The organism is Ruminococcus sp. (assembly GCF_017549005.1).
Lineage (GTDB): Bacteria > Bacillota > Clostridia > Oscillospirales > Ruminococcaceae > Ruminococcus.
In genome coordinates, this window is sequence record NZ_JAFYYT010000035.1 from 43995 (window position 1) to 64558 (window position 20564).

The following is a 20564-nucleotide window of genomic DNA, read 5'->3' on the forward strand; positions in this document are numbered from 1 at the left end:
CCATGAGACTGATATTAAAACACACATTTAAGAATATGCTCGCACACAAATTCAAGACATTTCTCCTTATCATTTGTGTGGCGGTATGCAGCTTCACAGCCATGCTCAGCTTTGATATGAGCGGCTCTCTGAACACGATAATAAGAGGTCTTTACTCCTCCATGATGGGAACAACAGACCTCAATGTGAGCACAAAGTCACCTGTAGGCGATGATTTCGCAGAAGGACTTCCCGACAGCAACGTGCTCCCCATAGCTGTAATGCAGTCGTCATTCGACAGACATATCGACTTTGACATTTCCTATGTCAACCGTTCGACTCTTCCCGTATTCGGCTTTGAAGAGGAAGCGGCAAAGAATATGAGGCTTCTCCGCGACGGAGTTGAGCTCGGCAATAAAAAAGCATATATTTCCGATAGTTTTGCAAAGGAATTTGAGTTCAAGGAAGGGGACACCATAACCCTTCACGGCGACCGTGACAAGGCTGTTGACTTCACAGTTGCAGGTCTTGAAAAGAAACAGGGCATCTTCACAAACGGCGAGCTCATAGTTATCAGTTTTGATGATATGAAGGAGCTCACCCTCAGCGGCGATATCGAAATAACCCAGCTTTTGGTGGACGTTAAGGACGACAGCCGTATAGGCGAAGCTGAAAAGGCAATAAAGAACAAGTACCCCACAGCAAAGGTGGAAAACCTGCTTGAGAGCAAGGAGCTTCAGGACCAGATAAAGAGCATAACAAGGCTCTTCCTCATACTCTTTGCAGTATGTATGCTCCTTGTTATCTTCGTTACTATCTCCGTTTCCGAGCGTATGATAGTTGACAAGATGTCGGTAGTCGGAACGTTCAGAAGTCTCGGCGTATCGTCGAAGATGACCACATTTGCGCTTCTTCTTGAAAACAGCATTTACGGACTTATCGGCGCACTTATCGGTGTAGGCGTCTACGTACTCGTAAAGAAGCCGATGTTCGATACAGTATTCGTATTCGGCGGACCTGACGCTATCAAGCCTGTTATCCCGTCGCCGAAGCCGTATGTATACATAGGCGTTATTTTAGTTGCGATACTCATCGAGTGCCTCTGCCCTATAAAGGAAACGGTAAAGGCTATAAAAACGCCTATCCGCGACATCATTTTCAACACAAAGGATACGGAATACCGTCCGAGCAGGATATTCACAATGATCGGACTTATACTTCTCGCAGTATCCGTGGTGACATTCTTCTTCAAGGACAGCTTTGTACTCAGCATGGTATGCTTTGTAAGCTTTATCGCAGCGGCAGCAATGCTGTTCAACTATGTTGAGCGCTTCATCGCAAAGCTCCTCACAGGGATATTTGCGAAAACAGGCAAGCCTATCGCACATCTTGCTTCTATAGAGGCAGGCTCCAAGAAGAGCTCTGTAGGAAGCTCGGTGCTTTGCCTTACAGCGGCAGCCCTTGCGATAGTACTTTACATATTCACAAATTCGCTTGTTTCCGTTTACGACCACGGTCTCTTCGACAGTGACGTTATCGTGCAGATAAATGGTTGCAAGCCTGAGATAATTTCATACGTTGATGACCTTGACGGAGTTGAGAGAACAGTATTCCACTATATGACCACTGACAAGATAAAGCTTGACGACCACAAGCTTGACGCCAACATCTTCGGTCTGTCAAAGGTAGACGAGATGATAAAGACGGTTGATCTCTCAAAGGACGGAGCAGCCGATGACGAGATACTTGTTGACACCATACTCATGAAGAAGTACGGCTACAGCATGGGCGACGAGATCAACATTACCTTCCTGTACGACGGATATCTTCCCATGGAAAGGACTCTTAAGATCGGCGGAACAGTAGATTTTGACTACTTCAACGGTCAGGGAAGCTCTTTAGTAATAAGCGAAAAGACCTACAAGGAGATATACAATGATTTCCCGCTGTTCATGCTTGTAAAGGGAAACGACGCAAAGGCTGTAAAGAAGACGATACAGGATCACTCCGCAGATTATGTGAGCATTGTTTATACAAGACAGGAATATGATATGACAATGGCGATATCAAAGGCAGGCATAAAGGGCGTCCTCAACCTTCTTATACTTATCGGCGTAGCTCTCACATTCATAGGAGTAGTGAGCAACCAGCTCATAGGACTCGAGGGCAGAAAGCGCGAATGCGCGGTAATGACGTCTGTTGCAATGCCGAGAAGCAAGCTTTCCAAAATGTTCCTTATTGAGAATCTCATATCAGCAGGCGCAGCGCTGTTGTTCGCAGTACCTGTGGGAGTATTCATGTCCGTAGTATTCAGGCGTATGCTCATGGCTATCGGACAGGCAGGACCTAACATAGTGCCTGTAGGCAAGTGCGTGATATATGCGATATTCCTCTATGCGATATTCACACTGGTATCGCTGTTCCCGATACGTGCAGTCAAGAAGATGGACCTCGTATCGCAGCTGAAATATGAATAAAGGAGAAAGAACAATGGCTAATGTAATAGAAGTAAGCAATGTATACAAGGCTTTCGGTAAGGGCGAGGGCATGACAAAGGTGCTTTCGGGTGCTTCACTGAATGTTGAAAAGGGCGAGTTCGTATCTCTCATGGGTGCTTCGGGAAGCGGTAAATCAACGCTTCTCTACCTCATAGGCGGACTTGACAGATACTTTAACGGCAACATAAACGTATGCGGACAGGACATCGGAAAGATGAAGGAAAAGGACCTTTCCAAGCTGAGACTTGACAAGATAGGTTTTATCTTCCAGTTCTACAATCTTGTGCAGAACCTCAACGTTGAGGACAATATACTTCTTCCTTCGAGCGTAAAGGGTAAGAGCAAGGCAGAAATGAAGGAAAAGCTCGACGAGATACTCCGCATAACAGGACTTACCGAAAAGCGCAAGGCAAAGCCCTCCGAGCTTTCGGGCGGTCAGCAGCAGAGAGTTGCCATAGCAAGAGCGGTTATCGGCGACCCTGAGATAATCCTTGCAGACGAGCCCACAGGTAACCTTGACTCCAATGCAGGTGGAGAGATAATGAAGCTCTTTTCGGACATCAACAAGCATAAGGGAATAACTATTCTTCAGGTAACACACTCGCACAAGTGCGCTTCCTACGGAGACAGGATAGTAGAGCTCGTAAACGGCCGCACAGATTCAGCTGCCGAGGCAGCTGAGCAGCCCGAAGCTGAAAATACAACTGAAACAGCTGAATAAACAGCTGAAAAATGCCCGGAAGTTCTATGCGTATCACACATAGAACTTCCGGGCATTGATATTTACTGGATATCAGTTGTAATTCTTGAAATAAAGTCCGCCGAAGAGGCTGAACATTAGCTTTTCGAGGAATTTCACATCAGCTTTCTGATCGGTGAGGATATAGTTCTTGGCGATACTGTTCATACCGCTGGCGATGAAGTCCACGATAAAAACGCGGCTCTCGTCGGAAACATCACTGATAAAGTACTTGCATTCCATGAGCGAGCGGTACTGCACATCGTAAAGGAAGTGTATCATATCGTTTTTCACAAGGAGGGATATAATATGCTTCTTATCGACGATATATCTGCTGTAGCCCTCGCAGAAGCCGCGGAAGACTGCGGAACGGCATGAAGCGGGGTTCTTTTCGGGCAGAAAGCAGCAGTTATGGCTGAGTTCGTACATGATAACGTTTTCCTTCGTCCCGAAAAGGGAGTAGAAAGTCTGTCTCGAGACCTGAGCTTCGCGGCAGAGGTCGCTTATGCTTATGTCGCTGAATGGAGTATTTTCAAGAAGCCTGAGTAAAGCGTCGGAGATGAGCTTCTGAGACAGGAGCGCAGATTTGTTGCTGCCTTGGTACATGGACAAAATACCTCGCTTTGTAAAAGTTTAGATAAGAACATTGACAAACGTAAATGACTATGATAATATTATATCAGCGGAGCTGACATTTGTCAAGTTCCATAAAGCATAAAATGGAGGAAAAAATATGGCACAGGTAACAAAGGAAACAAAGATAGGAGAGCTTCTCCAGCTTGACAAGGACGTATCACCGATACTTTTCAGCATCGGAATGCACTGTCTCGGATGTCCTGCATCTCAGGGCGAGACGATCGAAGAGGCAGCAATGGTACACGGCGTAAACGCTGACGAGCTTGTAAACGCTATCAATCAGAAGCTTGCTGAATAAAGAATACGAAAAAGCCATGAAGGAGCAGCCGCTTCCTCATGGCTTCTTTTTTATACGATATTATGATCGAAAACAAAGAGAGTATATGTTATTTCGTTTACAACGGTCTCAGCCTGACGAACAGGCTCGTGATCCAGGAAGAAGGTCGAAGATGACAGCTTGTTCAGCTCATCGCTGCCTAAAAGCAGGAAGTACTCCTTCTGCAGCGGATCGTCGTTGTACCACTTTTTGGATGACTGATAAGCGCGCCGTCTTGCGCCGTTCTCATCAACATAGATATCTCGGACCTTAATTTTCTCGCCTGTGATGACTGTGATAGAGTTAGCGTTCCAGAATGTGGAATAGCCCTTTGTCACGCCCTCTGATTCGAGGAAGTCAGCAAGCCGATACTGAAGATTATTCTTGTAGGCGTCCTTTTTGATCTCAGTGACATTTGCACAGCTGAGGATTCCAGCGGCTATAACAGGTATCATGAGCAGTACTGATATCCTTGACATATCAGAAACTTCCGAAACAGCACGGCATACGAATAGTATGCTGACTATTATTGCAGTACCGAGCATAGGGATTATGCGCCACTCAGCAGCTGCGAGGATACCGAAGATGAAGCCCGTGAGTACGACAGCCGAAACAGCCCAGTGTATCCATATCCATATCCTTAGCATTCTTCCTCTGCGGTCATTGCCGTACTTTTTGTAGCAGCAGGTCGCGATAATTGGAACGACAGCCAAGACAATGGAGGACATGATGTAGATGAGGTTGTAAATGCCCTTTTCGTCCGTGAACATCACATCGGGGAGATTATCAACGCCGAGCAGCTTCATCCAGCCCAGCGGCAGAGAGTGAAGATGGTCTATCCAGGTATTCATGTCCGAAAATTCGGTATTTGCGTCCTGATAGCCTGCCACGAGCTTTCCGACGCACTGATTGTTGATGATAACGCCCACAACAGCCATTACCAGGAACATGACCACTCTGAACAGAACAGTCAGGCTTTTTGTGCCGAAAAGCTTCTGCCTGCTGTTGAGGAACTGTTCTGCAAATATCGCACCTGTCAGCGGGATAGTGAAAAGCGTGAGCCCCGTTACTCCGTCCATACCTGTCAGCAGCATGAAAGCGCAGAGCAGAGAGAAAACGATGAACTTCCATATCTTCTTGGACTTTGTGCTTTCGCCTTTTTTCTTCAGAGACTTCACATTGCTGTCAAGAGCCATTATGCGGAAGTACATGAACGTACCGACAGCCAGGAAGAATATTCCCAGGGAGTAATAAATGGTATGTCCCCAGAATATCTCGCGCATTTTCTCAGTTGAGAGGGTCAGTGCAAGGAACAGGGAAGTTCCCGTAAGAGCGGCAGGCAGACTGCCTGTGACCTCTCTCATCATCAGCACCAGGAACAGCGTGAGCAGCACAAAGAAGCACGTCATGCCGATTATGTGAGTTTTTATGCTGAGTCCGAAAAAATGTATCAGCGGAGTCATGATAGTGCTTGTGCCGAAAGGGAGAAAGCAGGCATATTTGAAGTCCTGATCGTAGAGATGACCGCTTTCCACAGTAGCGTTTGCCCACATGATAGTGTCTGTGCAGTCAGCGTGAAATTCCGCTTTTGAAGCGGTAGTAACGTAGTAACCCGTTATGATGAACACGCTCAGGAATAAAGCTTCCGTTACCAGCCAAATCACGATCCTGCTGAGTATATCGAAGCGTTTTTTCTTTGATTTCCCGGATTTTTCAACCTTTTTGTCCGCGGAGATGCTTTCCGTGCTTTTTTCTTCTTCGGGAGCTGCGCTTTCAGCTGCTCCGTTTTCGTTTTCGGCAGCGACCTCCGTAAGATCGACTATCTCCTCGGCAGTTTCAGCAGTTTCCTCCGTCAGGCTGATGACTTCTTCTGCATTAGCGGCTTCGGGCGGAGCTTTGCTGTATTCATTTATGTTGTTTTCATTATCCATGATTTATCTCCTGTAATGTACAGAGCGCAGTAAGCTGCGCTCTTTTATCGTTCTTCCTTTTTAGTATAGAGCAGTATCTTTCTTGCAAAGAAGTTCCACAAGAATGAAACGCCTGTAGAAACGATTTTTGCGATTATCTGAAACAGGCTCGTAGTATCGCCCAGCCATATCTCAAAGAGCTTGGTGATACCAACAGTAATGAGCAGTCCCACCACTCCGATAGCAGCGAAGCTGAGAAATTCCACCACCTTGTTATCGACCTTTGAGGTCTTGAATATCCAGAACGTGCTTATGAGGTAGTTCACGATAAGACCGGCGATGAATGAAAGGGCGTTGGCAATGCAGCCGAATTCCTTCTGCTCCTGAAAAGCGAACCTGAACAGGACATATGACAGTGCAAAGTCCACCAAAAAAGCAAGTCCGCCCACGAAAAGATATCGGAAGAACTGTATGACAGTATTGTCGGTATTGCCCACAAACAGCTTCTTGAACTGTCTGCTGCGGAGTATCTGCCTGATCTCTTCCATTACTTCTTCTCCTCGTGGTATTCCTTTTCCGTATTGACGTTCCAGAGCGCGGACTTGTCCGTGCTTCCGCTCTTTATAGCCTTTACAGCCTCAAAGGAGGTGACCATGGAGTGGTCGATGTTGTTGTATCTGTGCTGACCGTTTCTGCCTACGCAGTAAAGGTTCGGGATAGTATCGAGGTAAGCGATGAGCTTGTCCATTTCCTCATATGTGTCGAAATAAGCAGGATAAGCCTTCTTGACCTTTTCCATGTGAGTATCCAGTACCTCGTCCGCACTGTCTATAAGACCGAGCTTTACCATTTCCTTTACGCAGAAGTCGGAGAACTGTTTTTCTGTCATGTTCCAGAACCTGTCGCCCTCGGAAACGAAGTACTCCAGTCCCACCCATACGGTGTGCCCCAGATCCTTTACCATATACGGCGACCAGTTGTTATATATCTGAAAACGTCCCATTTTGACGCGCCTGTCCTGAACGTAGACCCAGCAGTCGGGAACGATATTGCCCACAGTTCTCATAGTTGTCCTGTTCTTGAGTTTCAGCTTGGGAACGAGGACACCAAGGGTCATATAGTCACGGTAGGGGAGACCTGCGGCGATGCGTGCAGCTTCCCCGGGAACGTCGTTCATGCCTGCGACAAGGTCTTTCACAGGCATTGAAGAAATAACGCAGTCTCCGCGGAGCTCTGTTTCCATGCCGTCTTTCACATAGGTAACTCCCGTAAGTGAGTTGTCTGCATTCTTGCGGAGCTTCTTAACGGCAGCCTCCATTATGATGTGACCGCCCAACTTCTTGACTTCCTCAGCAGTAACTTCCCACAGCTGTCCGGGACCAAGCTTCGGGTACTTGAATTCCTCGATAAGAGAGGTATTGACCTTGCGGTTCTTTACCTTGAACAGCTTTCCGAAGAAGTCCTTGATGATACCCACGACAGAGAGCCCCTTTGTACGCTGAGCTCCCCATGAAGCGTCTATTTCGCTGGGGTGTCTGCCCCACAGGTTCTCGGTGTAGTACTCGAAGAACATGGAATAGAGCTCCTTGCCGAAGCAATTGATGTAGAAGTTTTCAAGATTTGTTTCGGGGCGCTTGTGCAGAGCAGCTTTAAGGTAGCTTATGCCGACCTTCACAGTAGTGAGAAAGCCGAAATTCTTTATAGTCTCGGGTTTCAGCGAAATGGGATAGTCGTAGAACCTGTCATTGAAGAGTATACGCGAGACCCTGTGCCTTTTGAGCATTACGCGGTTTTCCTTCTGAGGGTCGGGACCGCCTTTCTCAACATTTACGTGTCTTTTGAGATATTTATCGTCAGAGGATGGCGAACCCTGAGTCGGGAGCATATTGCTCCACCACTGATTTACCTCGGGGATCTTAGAAAAAAAGCGGTGACCGCCCATGTCCATGCGGTTTCCCTTGTAGTTGACAGTTTTTGAGATACCGCCGATAGCGTTTGTCTCCTCGAGAACAGTGACGTCGTACTCGCCAGAGCCGTCCTTGAGGAGCTCATATGCAGCGGTAAGACCGGCAGGTCCCGCACCGATTATTATGACTTTTTTCATGATAAAAGGTCCTTTCCTTGAAGTATCATATATATAGACGAAATAAATTCCTGAAATATATCAGTTTATCATTGGATATACTTTATTATTATAGCATAGATGTTGTAAGTAATCAAGTAAAATAAGTGAGCAAGTAAACAAGCTGTACACGCATTGGTGCAAAACAGACAAATAAAAACATCTGCAATTGTGCAGGTTTACAAAGTTGAAAAATATTTTTTCCTTATTAAACGGAAAAACGTTTAATAACCACCGATTTCAGCCCCCTTATGAAAAGCGCTTCGCCAAAGCCATAATAATGAATTGAAAAGGCGCACATAAAGTGCGCCCTGAAGTCGGTATATTCTTATTTTTCAGTGCAGAACTCGACTTTTTCGCCGTTGAGGATCATATTTGTAGTCCTTACAGCGCACATCTTGCCGCACATAGAGCAGGTGTGTCTGTCAGCAGGCGGAGTGCTCTCAAAGTAAGCTCTTGCCTTTTCGCCGTCAACAGCTATCTCGAACATCTTCTCCCAGTCAACAGCATGACGTGCTTCAGCCATAGCGTTGTCGCGGTCTGTGGCATGAGGTACTCCCTTAGCGATATCAGCAGCGTGAGCAGCTATGCGGCTTGCGATGATACCTTCCTTAACGTCGTTTGCGTCGGGCAGTCTGAGGTGTTCCGCAGGAGTTACGTAGCAGAGAAAGTCGGCACCGCTTGCAGCAGCGATAGCGCCGCCTATAGCGGAAGTGATATGATCGTAGCCCGGGAAGATATCGGTAACGAGAGGTCCGAGAACGTAGAACGGAGCGTTGTGGCATATACGCTTCTGGAGCTTCATATTTGCAGCTATCTCGTTCATTGCCATATGACCGGGACCCTCGACCATTACCTGAACGTCCTTGGCCCATGCTCTTTCCGTAAGAGCTCCAAGCTCTATGAGCTCAGCTATCTGACCGCCGTCTGTTGCGTCGTCTATACAGCCGGGGCGGAGAGCGTCGCCGAGAGAGATAGTGCAGTCGTATTCGCGGAGGATATCGAGGACTTCATCGTAATGCTCATAGAACGGGTTCTCGTTGCCTGTCATCATCATCCATGCAAAGAGGAGAGAGCCGCCGCGTGAAACGATGTTCATCTTGCGCTTGTCTCTGCGGAAAGCCTCAACAGCTCTGCGGTTTATGCCTGCATGGATAGTCATGAAGTCAACGCCCTCCTCAGCATGAGCGCGGACGACTCTGAGGAAGTCCTCGGCAGTAATTTCAAGGAGGTCCTTTTCAAGGTAGCCGATCGCGTCATACATAGGAACAGTACCTATCATAGCAGGAGACTTCTCGATGAGGGCTTTTCTGAAAGTATTGGTCTTTCCGTAGTTTGAAAGGTCCATGATAGCCTCTGCACCGAATTTCAGCGCCATATCCACCTTCTGCATTTCGATGTCGTAGTTCTTTGCGTCGCCCGAGATACCGAGGTTAACGTTGATCTTTGTTCGCATTTTCGTACCGATACCCTCGGGAGAAATGGACTTGTGATTGATATTGCAGGGAATGCAGACCTCTCCCTTTGCAACGAGAGCGCAGAGCTCCTCTGCACTGATATATTCCTTTTCGGCTATTATCTTCATTTCGGGAGTTATGATACCCTTTTTAGCCGCTTCCATCTGTGTATGGTAATTTCTCATTGTATTATTCTCCTGTTGATTATTCTGTTTTGGTCTTTAGTGATTTTGCATTTACTGCAAATATTTTCTCTGCAGCAACGCATATGATAATAGTTACAGCCATATCGGGCAGCGTATTGCCCACGGGGATATCCTTTGTCATAAGGAACCTGTAAAGAGCAAAGCCCAGTACCCATACGATACAGCTTATTATGTCAAAGCTCTTGTCGGAGCTGTCCTTTTTGAGTATGAAATGGTCTGCTATCTGAACAGCTATCATCGGTGCGAATACCGAGCCTATGAGATAGAGGAAGTTTGTTATATCCTCCATAGGGAATAGTATAGCTCCTGTTGTACCGATTACGGCAGCTGCAACAGCAACCCATTTGCCCCTGAGCTTTGTCAGTACCGACTCGCCGGAGATACCTGCCGAGTAAGCGTCAAGGAATGTAGTTGTAACTGTTGAGAATACCACGATAAGAAGACCTGCTATGCCAAGACCGGCCTTTACCATTATCTGAGCGATATCGGTTTCGGCAGTGAAAATAGCAGCGCCCATGCCGATAGCGTACATCCAGCAGCTGATGATGCCGTAAACTACAGCGCTTGCAGCTGTTGCAGCCACGGGCTTTTCGGCTTCTCTTGTGTAGTCGCTGATAAGGGGCAGCCATGAAAGTGGCATTGCCACGGAGAGCTCGACAGCAGCGCCGAAGCTCATGCTCTCCTCAGAGACAGGCAGCTCGCTGCCGTCAAAGAAGATGACCTTGCAGAGTATCAGTGTGAGTATGAAAAGCGCAGCCATAGCCACAGTGTTTATCCTGCTGAGGTTCTTGATGCCGATCATTATCCAGAGGATAATGAGTCCGCCGATAACGAGGCACCATATCCATTTTCCTGCGTCAAAGATACTGCTTGCAGCAAGTGCGCCGTCGTATATCATTATAGCGGTCCAGCCGACCAGCTGGAGCACGTTGAGTATCGAAAAGAAGATACCGCCCTTGCTGCCGAAGCTCATCTTTACGGTCTCCATAGCGCTTCGGCGCGTCCTGCCGCCGATAAGACCTGCAAGGAAAAGCATGGTGCAGCCGATGATATGACCGGTTATTACAGCGAGGAGTCCCTTGCCGAAGCCAAGAGGTGCAAAGTATGTACCTGTGATTATCTCGGCAATGGAAACGCCTGCACCGAACCATATAAGTCCATTTTCATAAACTGAAGTGCGTTTCTTTTCCATCATTCTGCCCCCTTAGCGAACTCTCCGGAGAGAGCGAATGCATGGTTCATAGGACCGCTGCCTTTTCCGAGGTCGAGCATTGCCGCAAGGGCTCCGGATATGTAGTCCTTTGCGCGTTCCACGGACTTCTCAAGAGTGAAGCCCTTTGCAAGATTGGAAGCAATAGCGCTTGAAAGTGTGCAGCCTGTTCCGTGAGTGTTGGGATTGTCGATACGCTTTCCGTTGAACCATGTGCAGCTGCCGTTATCCCATAGGAGGTCGTTTGCGTCATTGAGACTGTGACCGCCCTTGCAGAGCACGGCGCAGCCGAACTTTCCGCCTATTTTTTCGGCAGCTTTTACCATGTCCTCACGTGAAGCTATCTTCATATCCGCAAGGATCTCCGCTTCGGGAATATTGGGAGTAACAACTGCCGCAGCAGGTAGAAGCTCGGACTTCAGAGCCTCGACTGCATCTTCTGCGATGAGTCTTGCGCCGCTTGTAGCTACCATAACGGGGTCGACAACGATGTTGTCAGCCTTGTACTGTTTAAGCTTTTCCGCGATTATACGTATAAGCTTTTCGGAGGAGACCATGCCTGTCTTGACTGCGTCGGGACGAATGTCCGCAAACACAGCGTCAAGCTGCATAGCCAGAAATTCAGGCGATACCTCCATAATACCTGTCACGCCGGTCGTGTTCTGCGCGGTGAGAGCTGTAACAGCGCTCATAGCGTAAACACCATTCATGGTCATTGTTTTAATGTCCGCCTGAATGCCGGCGCCTCCGCAGGAATCACTGCCTGCGATCGTTAATGCTGTTTTCATATATGTTGCTCCTTTTCAGCAGATTTGGGCTCATGCCCCAGCATTAATTTTGTATAGCGAGACAAAGTGGTGCCCCCGATGTCACGCTGCAAGCCCTTAGATGTTTGCCTTTAGGGAACGCCGTCACCGGCGTTCCGTTCAGACTCCACGGCAGGGCATTGAGAAGCTTGCAAAAAAAGGTGTGCCCGCAGAGAGACACACCTATCTTCCATAAGTATTTCCCTACGTTGGCATTATCCAAATCAGGTAAGGTCGGAGTTTTTAACTCCCTCTCAGCCTGTTCAACAAGCTCCCTTTTTCATATCTATTATACCACTTTTGCCGTAATTGTCAAGGAGTGGGATTGTTTACAAAATATACTTGAATGCAGCACCGGGTTTTGGTAAAATTATAGTAAGATGGAGCGGAAAGTGCTTGATCAATTTCGTAATAAACGGAGGTATGCAATATGGATAAGAAAGCAATGTACAAAATAAGCTACGGACTTTTCGTTGTTACAGCCAGCAGCGAAGGAAAAGACAACGGCTGTATCACCAATACTCTCGCACAGGTAACGTCCTCGCCGAATAAGGTGAGCCTTACCGTTGCAAAGACGAATTACACTCACGACCTCATTATGGCTACGGGCAGGTTTACGGCTTCTGTTATAAGCACTGACGCGGATTTTTCGCTTTTCAGGCGTTTCGGCTTCCAGTCGGGAAGAGATACGGACAAGTTTGCGGACTTTAGCGACTGCAAACGCGCGGAAAACGGCTGCCTTATAGTAACAAAGGGCACGAATGCTTATATATCCGGCTCTGTATGGCACAGCATAGACCTCGGTACTCATACCATGTTCATAGCAGAGGTGACTGATATGGAAGTTCTCAGCGACAAGCCTTCTGCGACCTACGAATACTATCAGAGCAATATCAAGCCAAAGCCCGAGGCTGTGGGAACAACTTCCGACGGGCAGACCATATGGAGATGCGTGATATGCGGCTATGAGTACGTGGGAGAGGAAGTTCCCGACGATTTCATCTGTCCGATATGCAAGCACGGCAAGGCTGATTTCGAGAAGGTAACAGGCGGCCATGACGCTGTCCCTGTGGGAAAGACCGGGAGCGGCGAGACCATATGGAGATGTACGGTCTGCGGCTATGAATACGTTGGGGAGGAAGTCCCTGCGGATTACGTCTGTCCTATCTGCGGCGTCGGAGCTGATATGTTCGAGAAGCAATGACCTTAACAGTGAATACTGATACAAGGGGGATAATATATGATAGTTTATTTTTCGGCTACGGGAAACAGCAAATATGCGGCGGAGCGGATAGCCTCCGCGCTTAATGAAAAAGCCGTATCCATAGAGGACGGCTGCTATGATATTACCCTTGAGGACGGCGAATGCTTCGGTATCGTCACTCCTACCCACTGGTGGGCTCTGCCTGTGCCGATGAGGGAGTTCCTGCAGAAGCTCAGACTTCACAGACGCGGAAAGCACTATGTTTTCATAGCGTCCACCTACGGAACTACCGTGGGCTGCAGCGGCGAGGAGGCAAGGCATCTCCTGCGCGACAACGGTATTCGTCTGAGTGCGGTCTACAGCATAAAAATGCCAGATAACTGGACTGTCACCTTTGACCTCAGCAACAAGGAAAAGGTCGCCCGTCAGAACGAGGCGGCGGAAAAGAACATAAACAAGGTCATCGCAAAGATACTGGACAGGAAAAAAGGCTGCTTCCTTACTATGAGGACTCCCTATGCTTTCCATAAGTACACGGACAAGGTTTTTGCAAAGGTGAGAATGACAAAAAATCTGTCCGTTGAGGACAGCTGCAACGGCTGCGGTCTGTGCGCTGCGAAGTGCCCTGTGAAAGCCATTGAGATACGGGACGGAAAGCCTGTATGGGTCAAGGAGCGCTGCGCTCTGTGTTTCCGCTGTCTGCACCATTGTCCTCAGTTCGCAATACAGTTCTGGAACGGCGCCACAAAGAAGCACGGGCAGTATACAAATCCGAATGTTAAAGTATGAAAAAAGGCACTCATTATGAGTGCCTTACGGTCTGTTAAAAAACTATATCAATTAAGGAGACGCCCTCACTTGCAGGGCGTCTCCTCTTCAAAAACAGTCCGCCGGACTGTTTTTGAATTCACCTTTTGCGGAGCACTTTGAGGCTATATGTAGGGCTTTGCCCCACTCCCCACAAGGGCTGTCCCCCTAATCGGGTCCGTCCCCTCTGTCGCGTTGCGACATCTACCCACCCTGTGGGGAGTCACCCTTGACCTGACCAAAGGGTTGTGAACCCTTTGGAATCCCTTTCGTGGGTAAAGTGCCTTTTCAGCAGATAATTTACTCCTGTGTCGGTTCAGATAACGTTTATTTTGAGAGCACAAGCCGCCTGAGGCCTATGATATCAAATACGTTTGTAGCTCCGTCGCCGTTTATATCGGCATTCTGCGGAGCTGCAAGCTTTTCGTTCTTCAGCAGATAACGCTGATAGTGTACAAGGTCGGCAACTTCTACCGCTCCGTTGTTGTTTACGTCGCCGGTGAGAGTTTCTGCGCCTGCCTTGCCGTATACCGCCACCTCAGCTATGTTGCAGAGGTAAACGCTGTCCTTGTTCAGCGGACTTGAGGGAGCTCCCTCAGGAACTTCATAGCGGATATATCTTGCGGTGGTATTTTCAAACTCTTCCGTGAAGTTCATCCTGTATGCAGGCTTATTTTCGACTGTGTATATCTTCTGCCAGTTGGTACCGTCGGAGGAAACGCTGAAATATCCGCCTATCATGCGGTATTCGTAGCCCTCGCGCGGACAGTATGCGATATTTCCGACAGTGCAGACACTTCCGAGGTCGAGTATAAAATATCCGCCCTCAAGTCCGTCGAAAAATGTGCTCATATCGCCGTCATAAGCCTTTTCAAAGGAGTTGGATTCGTCGTCATGCCACGGGAGAGTTCCTATGCACTCCTTTATGGGGAGTTTTTCATATCTTGTCTGCGGAGACTGACCGTGAGGAGTTCCGTAAAGCGCTATCTCGGCAATATTCGCGCAGTAATCGCTGTCGCTGTTGTACTCGTTCTTAGGTGCGCCTGCCGGAACTTCATACCTTACATAACGGGCAGCAGTATCGCCCGAAAGCGCCGTGACATAATGCATACCCGAGGTGGGCTTGCCCTTTACAGTGTAAATGGTCGTCCAGTTCGTTCCGTCTGCGGAAGCCTTGAAAATGCCGTCCGTCATGCGGTATTCATAGCCTGCACGGGGAGCATATCCTATTGCCGAGAGGTCATAGAGTCCGCCCAGGTCTGCCTGTACCCAGCCGTTGGAAACGCCGTCAAAGTATGTGGATACGTTGTCGTCAAAGGCTTTTGTGTAGTTTGTGGAGGTATCGCTCTTCCAAGAATCAGAGCCGCTCAGCATACCCGAGGTAACTGTTATCTTGTCGGTAAGAGCTCCGCCGCCCTTTACTCCGTCGATTATGAATGTGGTAACGGACTGCTTCGCAAGAGTTGCCGACAGAGCGCCGCCTGATACGTTTATCCTGCCGATATCCTTCCAGTTCTCGGAATTGCTGGTGCGTACCGCCTGTGCGGAAGTTCCGGCGCTGTCAAAGCCCGAAAGGTCAAATACCATATCCTTGTCTGAGGAGCCGTCGTTTGTTGCGACGATGACAAGCTTGTTGCTTTTGGTGTCAAGAGCCGCCATGCAGTTGCCGCCGCATTTCAGCATAGTCATTCCCGGACGGATATAGCGTGAGAACTGTCCCATAGCGTAGTACTTCTTGGTGAGGATTATCCTGTTGCTGTCATGGTCTGCAACGGCAAGTCCCCAGTAGCCGCCCTGAGTGTTTACCATGCCCTTGTCCTTGTTGCCGTTCATTCCCACTGAGGAGATGTGGTTGTCGATGACCTGCCACAGTATCCACGCGGAGGAATTGAGCTCGTTGCAGTCAAGGGTGATACGGTCTGCGAGCCAAAGTGCCGCGCCCATTTCTCCTGCGTTGGTGCCTGCTGTTGAGCCGCCGTCTACCTCGCTCATCCAGAGGTTCCTGTTTGCTTTTATGGCAGTATTTTTCAGCTCTGCGCGCTGACTTCCGCCGTAGGTGTGGGTGTCGATACGGCCGATGAGAGCCTTAGTGGTGTCTGACATCTTGTTCCAGGAGCTTATTGCCGTATCTATTACGGATTCGTCGCAGGCGCTTATGATTATGTCGTTCAGGCCACGCTTTTTCAGCGATTTTGAAAGCTCCTGATATATCTTGTCCATTGACGAGCCCTGGTCGAAGTGACAGCCCTCCTGTTTTGCGCTGTAGGCGCCCCAGTAGTTGGTGTAGGGCTCGTTCATTGGAGTTATGCTCTGCACGTGTATGCCCCAGTCCTTTTCGTAGTGGGCTGTGACCTCGGCAAGATATTCCGCAAAGTCGGTGTATTTGTCGTCGCGGAGATTATTGTTGTTTGAGTCCTTTGCTCCCGAGCTGCAGCCGCTGTTGGTCATATAGTAAGGGGGAGAGTTGGAGAACATCTCGACTATCATATCGTCCCCTGCGGCTTCGACGCAGCGTTTCAGCACGTTGCGCTGGTTTGCGTCGGCGCTCCAGTCATAGGTGACTGTGCCGTTATTGTACTTCGTGTAACCAGGCATATTGGAGTCGGTCCTGGTTATGTGGGTGTGGGACGGGTCGTCGCCGCCGCCTATGTTGAAACGGGCAATATTCAGCCCGAGTCCGTCGGTGCTGAAAAATGTCTCGGCTGCCTGCTGTGCAAGGGTGTCGGAATAGCCTATACGGTTTGCCCACCAGCACAGGGAGGTGCCCCAGCCCTCGAACTTGCCGCCGTTGATATCATAGGTATCATATGGCGATATGCTGACGATGGAAGCAGCTTCCGCTCCGGCAGGCGGAAAAGCTGTCACTATTGGCGTGAGAAGGAACAGTGAAGCTGCCGCCGATATCATGCGTCTGAATAGTTTCATATTGAATACTCCTCTCGGATAGAATAAGCGTAAATAATATGTTACTAACATTATATCGTATTTTTTGTCTGTTGTAAACATAAAAAATGATGATTATGATGAAATTATGATGTGATTTTCGGCAAACAAGGTTTTTCCTTTACACACAGATACAATTGTGGTATAATTTAGGAATGGGTTCAGAAATTTAAGGCAGGGCGCCGCATGATGCGGAGCTGACTGCGGAAAGGAATATTATGAGCGCTTATGTTGAATTTAAAAATGTAAAAAAGACATATAAGACGGGCGAGGTTGAGATCCACGCCCTTAATGACGCAAGTTTTGAGATAAACAAGGGAGAATTCTGCATCATCGTCGGAGCTTCCGGCGCTGGAAAGACCACTATACTCAATATTCTCGGCGGCATGGATACTCTTACCAGCGGCAGCGTTACCCTTGACGGTACGGAGATATCCTCCCTCAGCAAGAGAAAGCTCACCGCTTACAGGCGCTATGATGTGGGTTTTGTTTTCCAGTTCTACAACCTTGTGCAGAACCTTACGGCTCTTGAGAATGTGGAGCTCGCTTCACAGATATGCCGTGACCCGCTCGACGCAAAAAAGGTACTCGATCAGGTGGGACTTTCCGACCGTATAAAGAATTTCCCTGCACAGCTTTCGGGCGGTGAGCAGCAGCGTGTGGCTATCGCCCGTGCTCTTGCGAAAAATCCGAAGCTCCTCCTCTGCGACGAGCCTACGGGAGCTCTTGACTATGCCACAGGCAAGGCGGTATTGAAGCTATTGCAGGACACCTGCCGCGAAAAGGGCATGACGGTAGTCGTTATCACTCACAATCAGGCTCTTACTCCTATGGCTGACCGTATCATCACTGTAAAGAACGGTACTGTCTCAGGCATTCGCACGAATGAAAAGCCCGCGGATATTTCGGAAATAGAGTGGTGACGCTATGAGATCGGCTATAAAAAAGACCGCGCTTCGTGAGATACGCGGCTCATTCGGACGTTTTTTTGCTATTTTAGCCATAATAGCTCTCGGAGTCGGCTTCTTTTCAGGTGTAAGGATCACCACTCCCGCTATGGTGGACACCATAAACAGGTTTCTCGATGAGTATCAGCTCTACGATTACAGGCTCATGTCCGCCATCGGCTGGACCGACGAGGATATTGAGGACTTTGCCGCGCGCAGTGACGTGCGGTGCGCCGAGGGAGCTTATTCCGCGGATTTCTTATCGGCAGGAGATACCCAGTATGTGGTGAGAGCTCACTCTATCACGGACAATGTAAACAAGCTCAGGCTCATTTCGGGAAGAATGCCCGAAAAGGACAACGAATGCCTTCTGGAAAGGGGCAAATTCAATGTCGGCTCTACCATAACCGTAGCAGGAAGTACTCCCGAATACATCAGGAAAAGATTCAGGCACGAGGTCTATAATATCGTCGGCTGGGTTGAGTCGCCTATGTATATCAATTTTGAGAGAGGAAACTCCTCCCTCGGTGACGGCGAGGTAAAGCTATTTGCATATTTCCCTGAGGACGCCTTCGATATGGAGGTATATACCGAGGCTTATGTGCGCTTCGATCAGGACCATACCATTTATTCCGACGAGTATGAGGAATATATGGACGGCAGGGAAGAGCAGTGGAAGGATATAGCGCAGTCCCGTGTGGATATCAGGTTCGACAAGGTGTACCGCGAAGCTGAGGAAAAGCTTCAGAACGGCAGAAAGGAGCTTGAGGACAAGCGTGCCGAGGGCAGGCAGAAGCTTGACGAGGCTAAGAAAAATCTTGACGACGGAAAGGCTCAGCTTGACGGGCAGCTTGCTCAGCTCCAGCAGATAAAGGACGTTATGCCCGAGCAGTATGCTTCGGGTATGGAGCAGTACAATGCGGCTTATGCCGATTACGAAAAAGGACTTGCGGAGTATGAGAGCTCCGCTGCCGACTACGAAAAGCAGATAAAGGACGCGGAGAAGGAGCTTGAAAAGGGAGAAAAAGACCTTGCAAAGCAGAAAAATCCCGACGTCTATGTTCTCGGAAGAAATACAAATATAGGCTATGCCTGCTTTGAGAGCGACTCCGAGATCGTCGCGCAGGTGGCACAGGTCTTTCCTGTGTTCTTTATACTTGTGGCAGCTCTGGTCTGCATGACTACCATGAGCCGCATGGTGGAGGAGCAGCGTACTCAGATAGGCGGACTTAAAGCCCTTGGCTATTCCGAGGGCTCGGTAATGGGAAAGTATATGTTCTATTCGGGTACGGCGGCTATTCTCGGCTGCGTGCTGGGATACGGTGCAGGTACCTACCTTTTCCCGAAGATAATCTGGAAGACCTATACCCTTATGTACCTTGATCTTCCCATGAGGTACGTATTCAGCCGCGAGCTCGCTGTGATAGCTATAGTGGTATCGCTTCTGTGCTCAGTTGGTGTGACCTGGTTCAGCTGCCGCATGGAGCTTTCCGAGATTGCTGCGGCTCTTATGAGACCGAAGGCTCCGAAGCCGGGTAAGCGCGTATTCCTTGAATACGTGGGATTTATCTGGAAAAGGCTCAAATTCCTTAAAAAGGTCTCGATAAGAAATATTTTCCGCTATAAAAAGCGCTTGTTCATGATGATCCTCGGCATTGGCGGCTGTATGGCTCTGCTGCTGACGGGATTCGGCATTAAGGACTCCATTGCAGGATTTGCGGATACGCAGTATGACGAGATACAGGTGGCGGACGCCTCTGCGGTCCTCAGAAAGACCGAGGACGGCGTTCCCGAGGAGCTTACGAAGCTTCTGGACGATAACACAGAGGATTACGCACTCCTGTATACAGGCTCATGGGATCTCCTTTACGGCAAGAAGGTCAAGAGCGTGACGCTGAATGCTGCCGAGAGCTTTGACGGTATGGACAGGTATTTCAGCCTCCATGATATCAGGGGGAATGCTCTTGTTCCTCCTGCAAAGGGCGAGGCTCTGGTCAGCCATAGTATCGCGGAGCGATACGGTATCAGAAAGGGCAGCATGATGAAGCTCAGAGATGAAAATATGCGGGAACTCAATGTCAGGGTAACGGGCGTATTTGAAAACCATGTATACAATGTGGTATTCATGGGCAGGGATACTGTCTGCGAGCAGCTGGGCGAGGACGTTCCGCTCAACTGCGCGTTCCTGAATTTTAAGGAAGGAGCAGACGTCCATGCGGCGCAGGCTGCCGTATCAAAGGACAACAGGGTAATGCAGATGATGGTGTTCGACGACCTCAAGGTAAGGCTCAGCAAGATGATGAGCAGACTTGACTATATCGTGCTCATCGTTATCATCTGTGCGGCAGGTCTTGCGTTCATCGTGCTCTATAACCTCACGAATATCAATATCACGGAGCGTCAGCGCGAGATAGCTACCATAAAGGTACTGGGCTTTTTCAGGCGCGAGACCTCGGCTTATGTGCTCCGTGAGAATCTTGCACTCACTGCTATGGGCATCGTCGCGGGAGTCGGGCTGGGAATACTGCTCCACAGCTTCGTAATGGCGCAGATAAAGGTGGACCTTGTGGATTTCAGCGTGAAGATAGCTCCGAAAAGCTACCTTTACAGCGTGCTTCTCACTTTCCTTTTCACCATTACCGTGAACCTGTTCATGCAGATAAAACTGGAGCGTATAAACATGGCAGAATCGCTTAAATCAGTTGAATAACTTAAATGATATCTGAAATTTGCTCTCCCTTCAATCAGGGGAGGGCATTTTTGTGCAATTCACCAAATATAGGG

Annotated in this window: 14 protein-coding genes, 1 pseudogene and 1 riboswitch; of the genes and pseudogenes, 7 read left to right on the forward strand and 8 right to left on the reverse strand. The window is 48.7% G+C overall.

Going from position 1 to position 20564, the window contains the following annotated elements; translation table 11 throughout:
- Positions 1–2 precede the first annotated feature (2 nt).
- A complete protein-coding gene (locus IKW96_RS08365) occupies positions 3–2456 on the forward strand; it encodes an ABC transporter permease (protein ID WP_296573097.1) in 2454 nt (817 codons plus the stop codon).
- Positions 2457–2469: 13 nt separating this feature from the next.
- A complete protein-coding gene (locus tag IKW96_RS08370; protein ID WP_296573100.1) occupies positions 2470–3198 on the forward strand; it encodes an ABC transporter ATP-binding protein in 729 nt (242 codons plus the stop codon).
- A 72-nt stretch (positions 3199–3270) separates the two neighbouring features.
- Here IKW96_RS08370 and IKW96_RS08375 read toward each other — a convergent pair whose 3' ends face one another.
- On the reverse strand, positions 3271–3822 hold the full coding sequence (locus IKW96_RS08375; protein ID WP_296573102.1) for a TetR/AcrR family transcriptional regulator: 552 nt from the start codon (positions 3820–3822) through the stop codon (positions 3271–3273).
- A gap of 127 nt (positions 3823–3949) precedes the next feature.
- Between IKW96_RS08375 and IKW96_RS08380 the strand changes: the two genes are divergently transcribed.
- Entirely contained in the window at positions 3950–4150 is a 201-nt protein-coding gene (locus IKW96_RS08380; protein WP_109725356.1) for a DUF1858 domain-containing protein, read from the forward strand.
- Positions 4151–4200: 50 nt separating this feature from the next.
- On the opposite strand, the gene IKW96_RS08385 is transcribed toward IKW96_RS08380, so the two are convergent.
- From IKW96_RS08385 to thiD, 6 genes are all read right to left on the reverse strand, one after another.
- Positions 4201–6099, reverse strand: coding sequence for a hypothetical protein (locus IKW96_RS08385; protein ID WP_296573105.1), 1899 nt, complete (start codon positions 6097–6099; stop codon positions 4201–4203).
- Between the two features lie 44 nt (positions 6100–6143).
- Positions 6144–6626: a GtrA family protein gene (locus IKW96_RS08390; RefSeq protein WP_296573108.1), complete on the reverse strand. Its 483-nt coding sequence runs from the start codon at positions 6624–6626 to the stop codon at positions 6144–6146.
- Positions 6626–8182, reverse strand: a complete 1557-nt coding sequence (locus IKW96_RS08395; protein ID WP_296573110.1) for an NAD(P)/FAD-dependent oxidoreductase — start codon at positions 8180–8182, stop codon at positions 6626–6628. The genes IKW96_RS08390 and IKW96_RS08395 overlap by 1 nt, the downstream gene beginning before the upstream one ends.
- 346 nt (positions 8183–8528) lie before the next feature.
- The gene (gene thiC, locus IKW96_RS08400) at positions 8529–9842 is read right to left on the reverse strand and encodes a phosphomethylpyrimidine synthase ThiC (RefSeq protein WP_296573113.1); all 1314 of its coding nucleotides are present in this window, start codon (positions 9840–9842) and stop codon (positions 8529–8531) included.
- A 19-nt stretch (positions 9843–9861) separates the two neighbouring features.
- Complete coding sequence (gene cytX / locus IKW96_RS08405; protein ID WP_296573115.1) at positions 9862–11055, reverse strand: putative hydroxymethylpyrimidine transporter CytX; 1194 nt, start codon at positions 11053–11055, stop codon at positions 9862–9864.
- Positions 11055–11861 carry a bifunctional hydroxymethylpyrimidine kinase/phosphomethylpyrimidine kinase gene (thiD, locus tag IKW96_RS08410; protein ID WP_296573118.1) on the reverse strand — a complete coding sequence of 269 codons (807 nt, stop codon included), beginning with the start codon at positions 11859–11861 and terminating at the stop codon, positions 11055–11057. The genes cytX and thiD overlap by 1 nt, the downstream gene beginning before the upstream one ends.
- Positions 11862–12063: 202 nt before the next feature.
- Positions 12064–12167, reverse strand: a riboswitch (TPP riboswitch).
- Positions 12168–12309: 142 nt separating this feature from the next.
- Between thiD and IKW96_RS08415 the strand changes: the two are divergent.
- Both IKW96_RS08415 and IKW96_RS08420 read left to right on the forward strand, forming a co-directional pair.
- Positions 12310–13077, forward strand: a pseudogene (locus tag IKW96_RS08415) (flavin reductase); the annotation flags it as partial.
- Between the two features lie 42 nt (positions 13078–13119).
- On the forward strand, positions 13120–13872 hold the full coding sequence (locus IKW96_RS08420) for an EFR1 family ferrodoxin (protein WP_296573123.1): 753 nt from the start codon (positions 13120–13122) through the stop codon (positions 13870–13872).
- A 345-nt stretch (positions 13873–14217) separates the two neighbouring features.
- On the opposite strand, the gene IKW96_RS08425 is transcribed toward IKW96_RS08420, so the two are convergent.
- Positions 14218–16815 (reverse strand): discoidin domain-containing protein, encoded by a 2598-nt coding sequence (locus IKW96_RS08425; protein ID WP_296573126.1) that lies wholly within the window; start codon positions 16813–16815, stop codon positions 14218–14220.
- Positions 16816–17051: 236 nt separating this feature from the next.
- Between IKW96_RS08425 and IKW96_RS08430 the strand changes: the two genes are divergently transcribed.
- Together IKW96_RS08430 and IKW96_RS08435 are read left to right on the forward strand one after the other, a co-directional pair.
- Entirely contained in the window at positions 17052–17756 is a 705-nt protein-coding gene (locus IKW96_RS08430) for an ABC transporter ATP-binding protein (RefSeq protein ID WP_296573129.1), read from the forward strand.
- 4 nt (positions 17757–17760) lie between these two features.
- Positions 17761–20490, forward strand: coding sequence for an FtsX-like permease family protein (locus IKW96_RS08435; RefSeq protein WP_296573131.1), 2730 nt, complete (start codon positions 17761–17763; stop codon positions 20488–20490).
- The last annotated feature ends 74 nt before the right edge of the window (positions 20491–20564 follow it).

Coding starts and splice junctions, on each gene's coding strand:
- cytX (WP_296573115.1), bottom strand. CDS start 11,055: ATGGAAAAGAAACGCACTTCAGTTTATGAAAATGGACTTATATGGTTC.
- IKW96_RS08435 (WP_296573131.1), top strand. CDS start 17,761: ATGAGATCGGCTATAAAAAAGACCGCGCTTCGTGAGATACGCGGCTCA.
- thiC (WP_296573113.1), bottom strand. CDS start 9,842: ATGAGAAATTACCATACACAGATGGAAGCGGCTAAAAAGGGTATCATA.
- IKW96_RS08370 (WP_296573100.1), top strand. CDS start 2,470: ATGGCTAATGTAATAGAAGTAAGCAATGTATACAAGGCTTTCGGTAAG.
- IKW96_RS08365 (WP_296573097.1), top strand. CDS start 3: ATGAGACTGATATTAAAACACACATTTAAGAATATGCTCGCACACAAA.
- IKW96_RS08395 (WP_296573110.1), bottom strand. CDS start 8,182: ATGAAAAAAGTCATAATAATCGGTGCGGGACCTGCCGGTCTTACCGCT.
- IKW96_RS08420 (WP_296573123.1), top strand. CDS start 13,120: ATGATAGTTTATTTTTCGGCTACGGGAAACAGCAAATATGCGGCGGAG.
- thiD (WP_296573118.1), bottom strand. CDS start 11,861: ATGAAAACAGCATTAACGATCGCAGGCAGTGATTCCTGCGGAGGCGCC.
- IKW96_RS08425 (WP_296573126.1), bottom strand. CDS start 16,815: ATGAAACTATTCAGACGCATGATATCGGCGGCAGCTTCACTGTTCCTT.
- IKW96_RS08375 (WP_296573102.1), bottom strand. CDS start 3,822: ATGTACCAAGGCAGCAACAAATCTGCGCTCCTGTCTCAGAAGCTCATC.
- IKW96_RS08385 (WP_296573105.1), bottom strand. CDS start 6,099: ATGGATAATGAAAACAACATAAATGAATACAGCAAAGCTCCGCCCGAA.
- IKW96_RS08380 (WP_109725356.1), top strand. CDS start 3,950: ATGGCACAGGTAACAAAGGAAACAAAGATAGGAGAGCTTCTCCAGCTT.
- IKW96_RS08390 (WP_296573108.1), bottom strand. CDS start 6,626: ATGGAAGAGATCAGGCAGATACTCCGCAGCAGACAGTTCAAGAAGCTG.
- IKW96_RS08430 (WP_296573129.1), top strand. CDS start 17,052: ATGAGCGCTTATGTTGAATTTAAAAATGTAAAAAAGACATATAAGACG.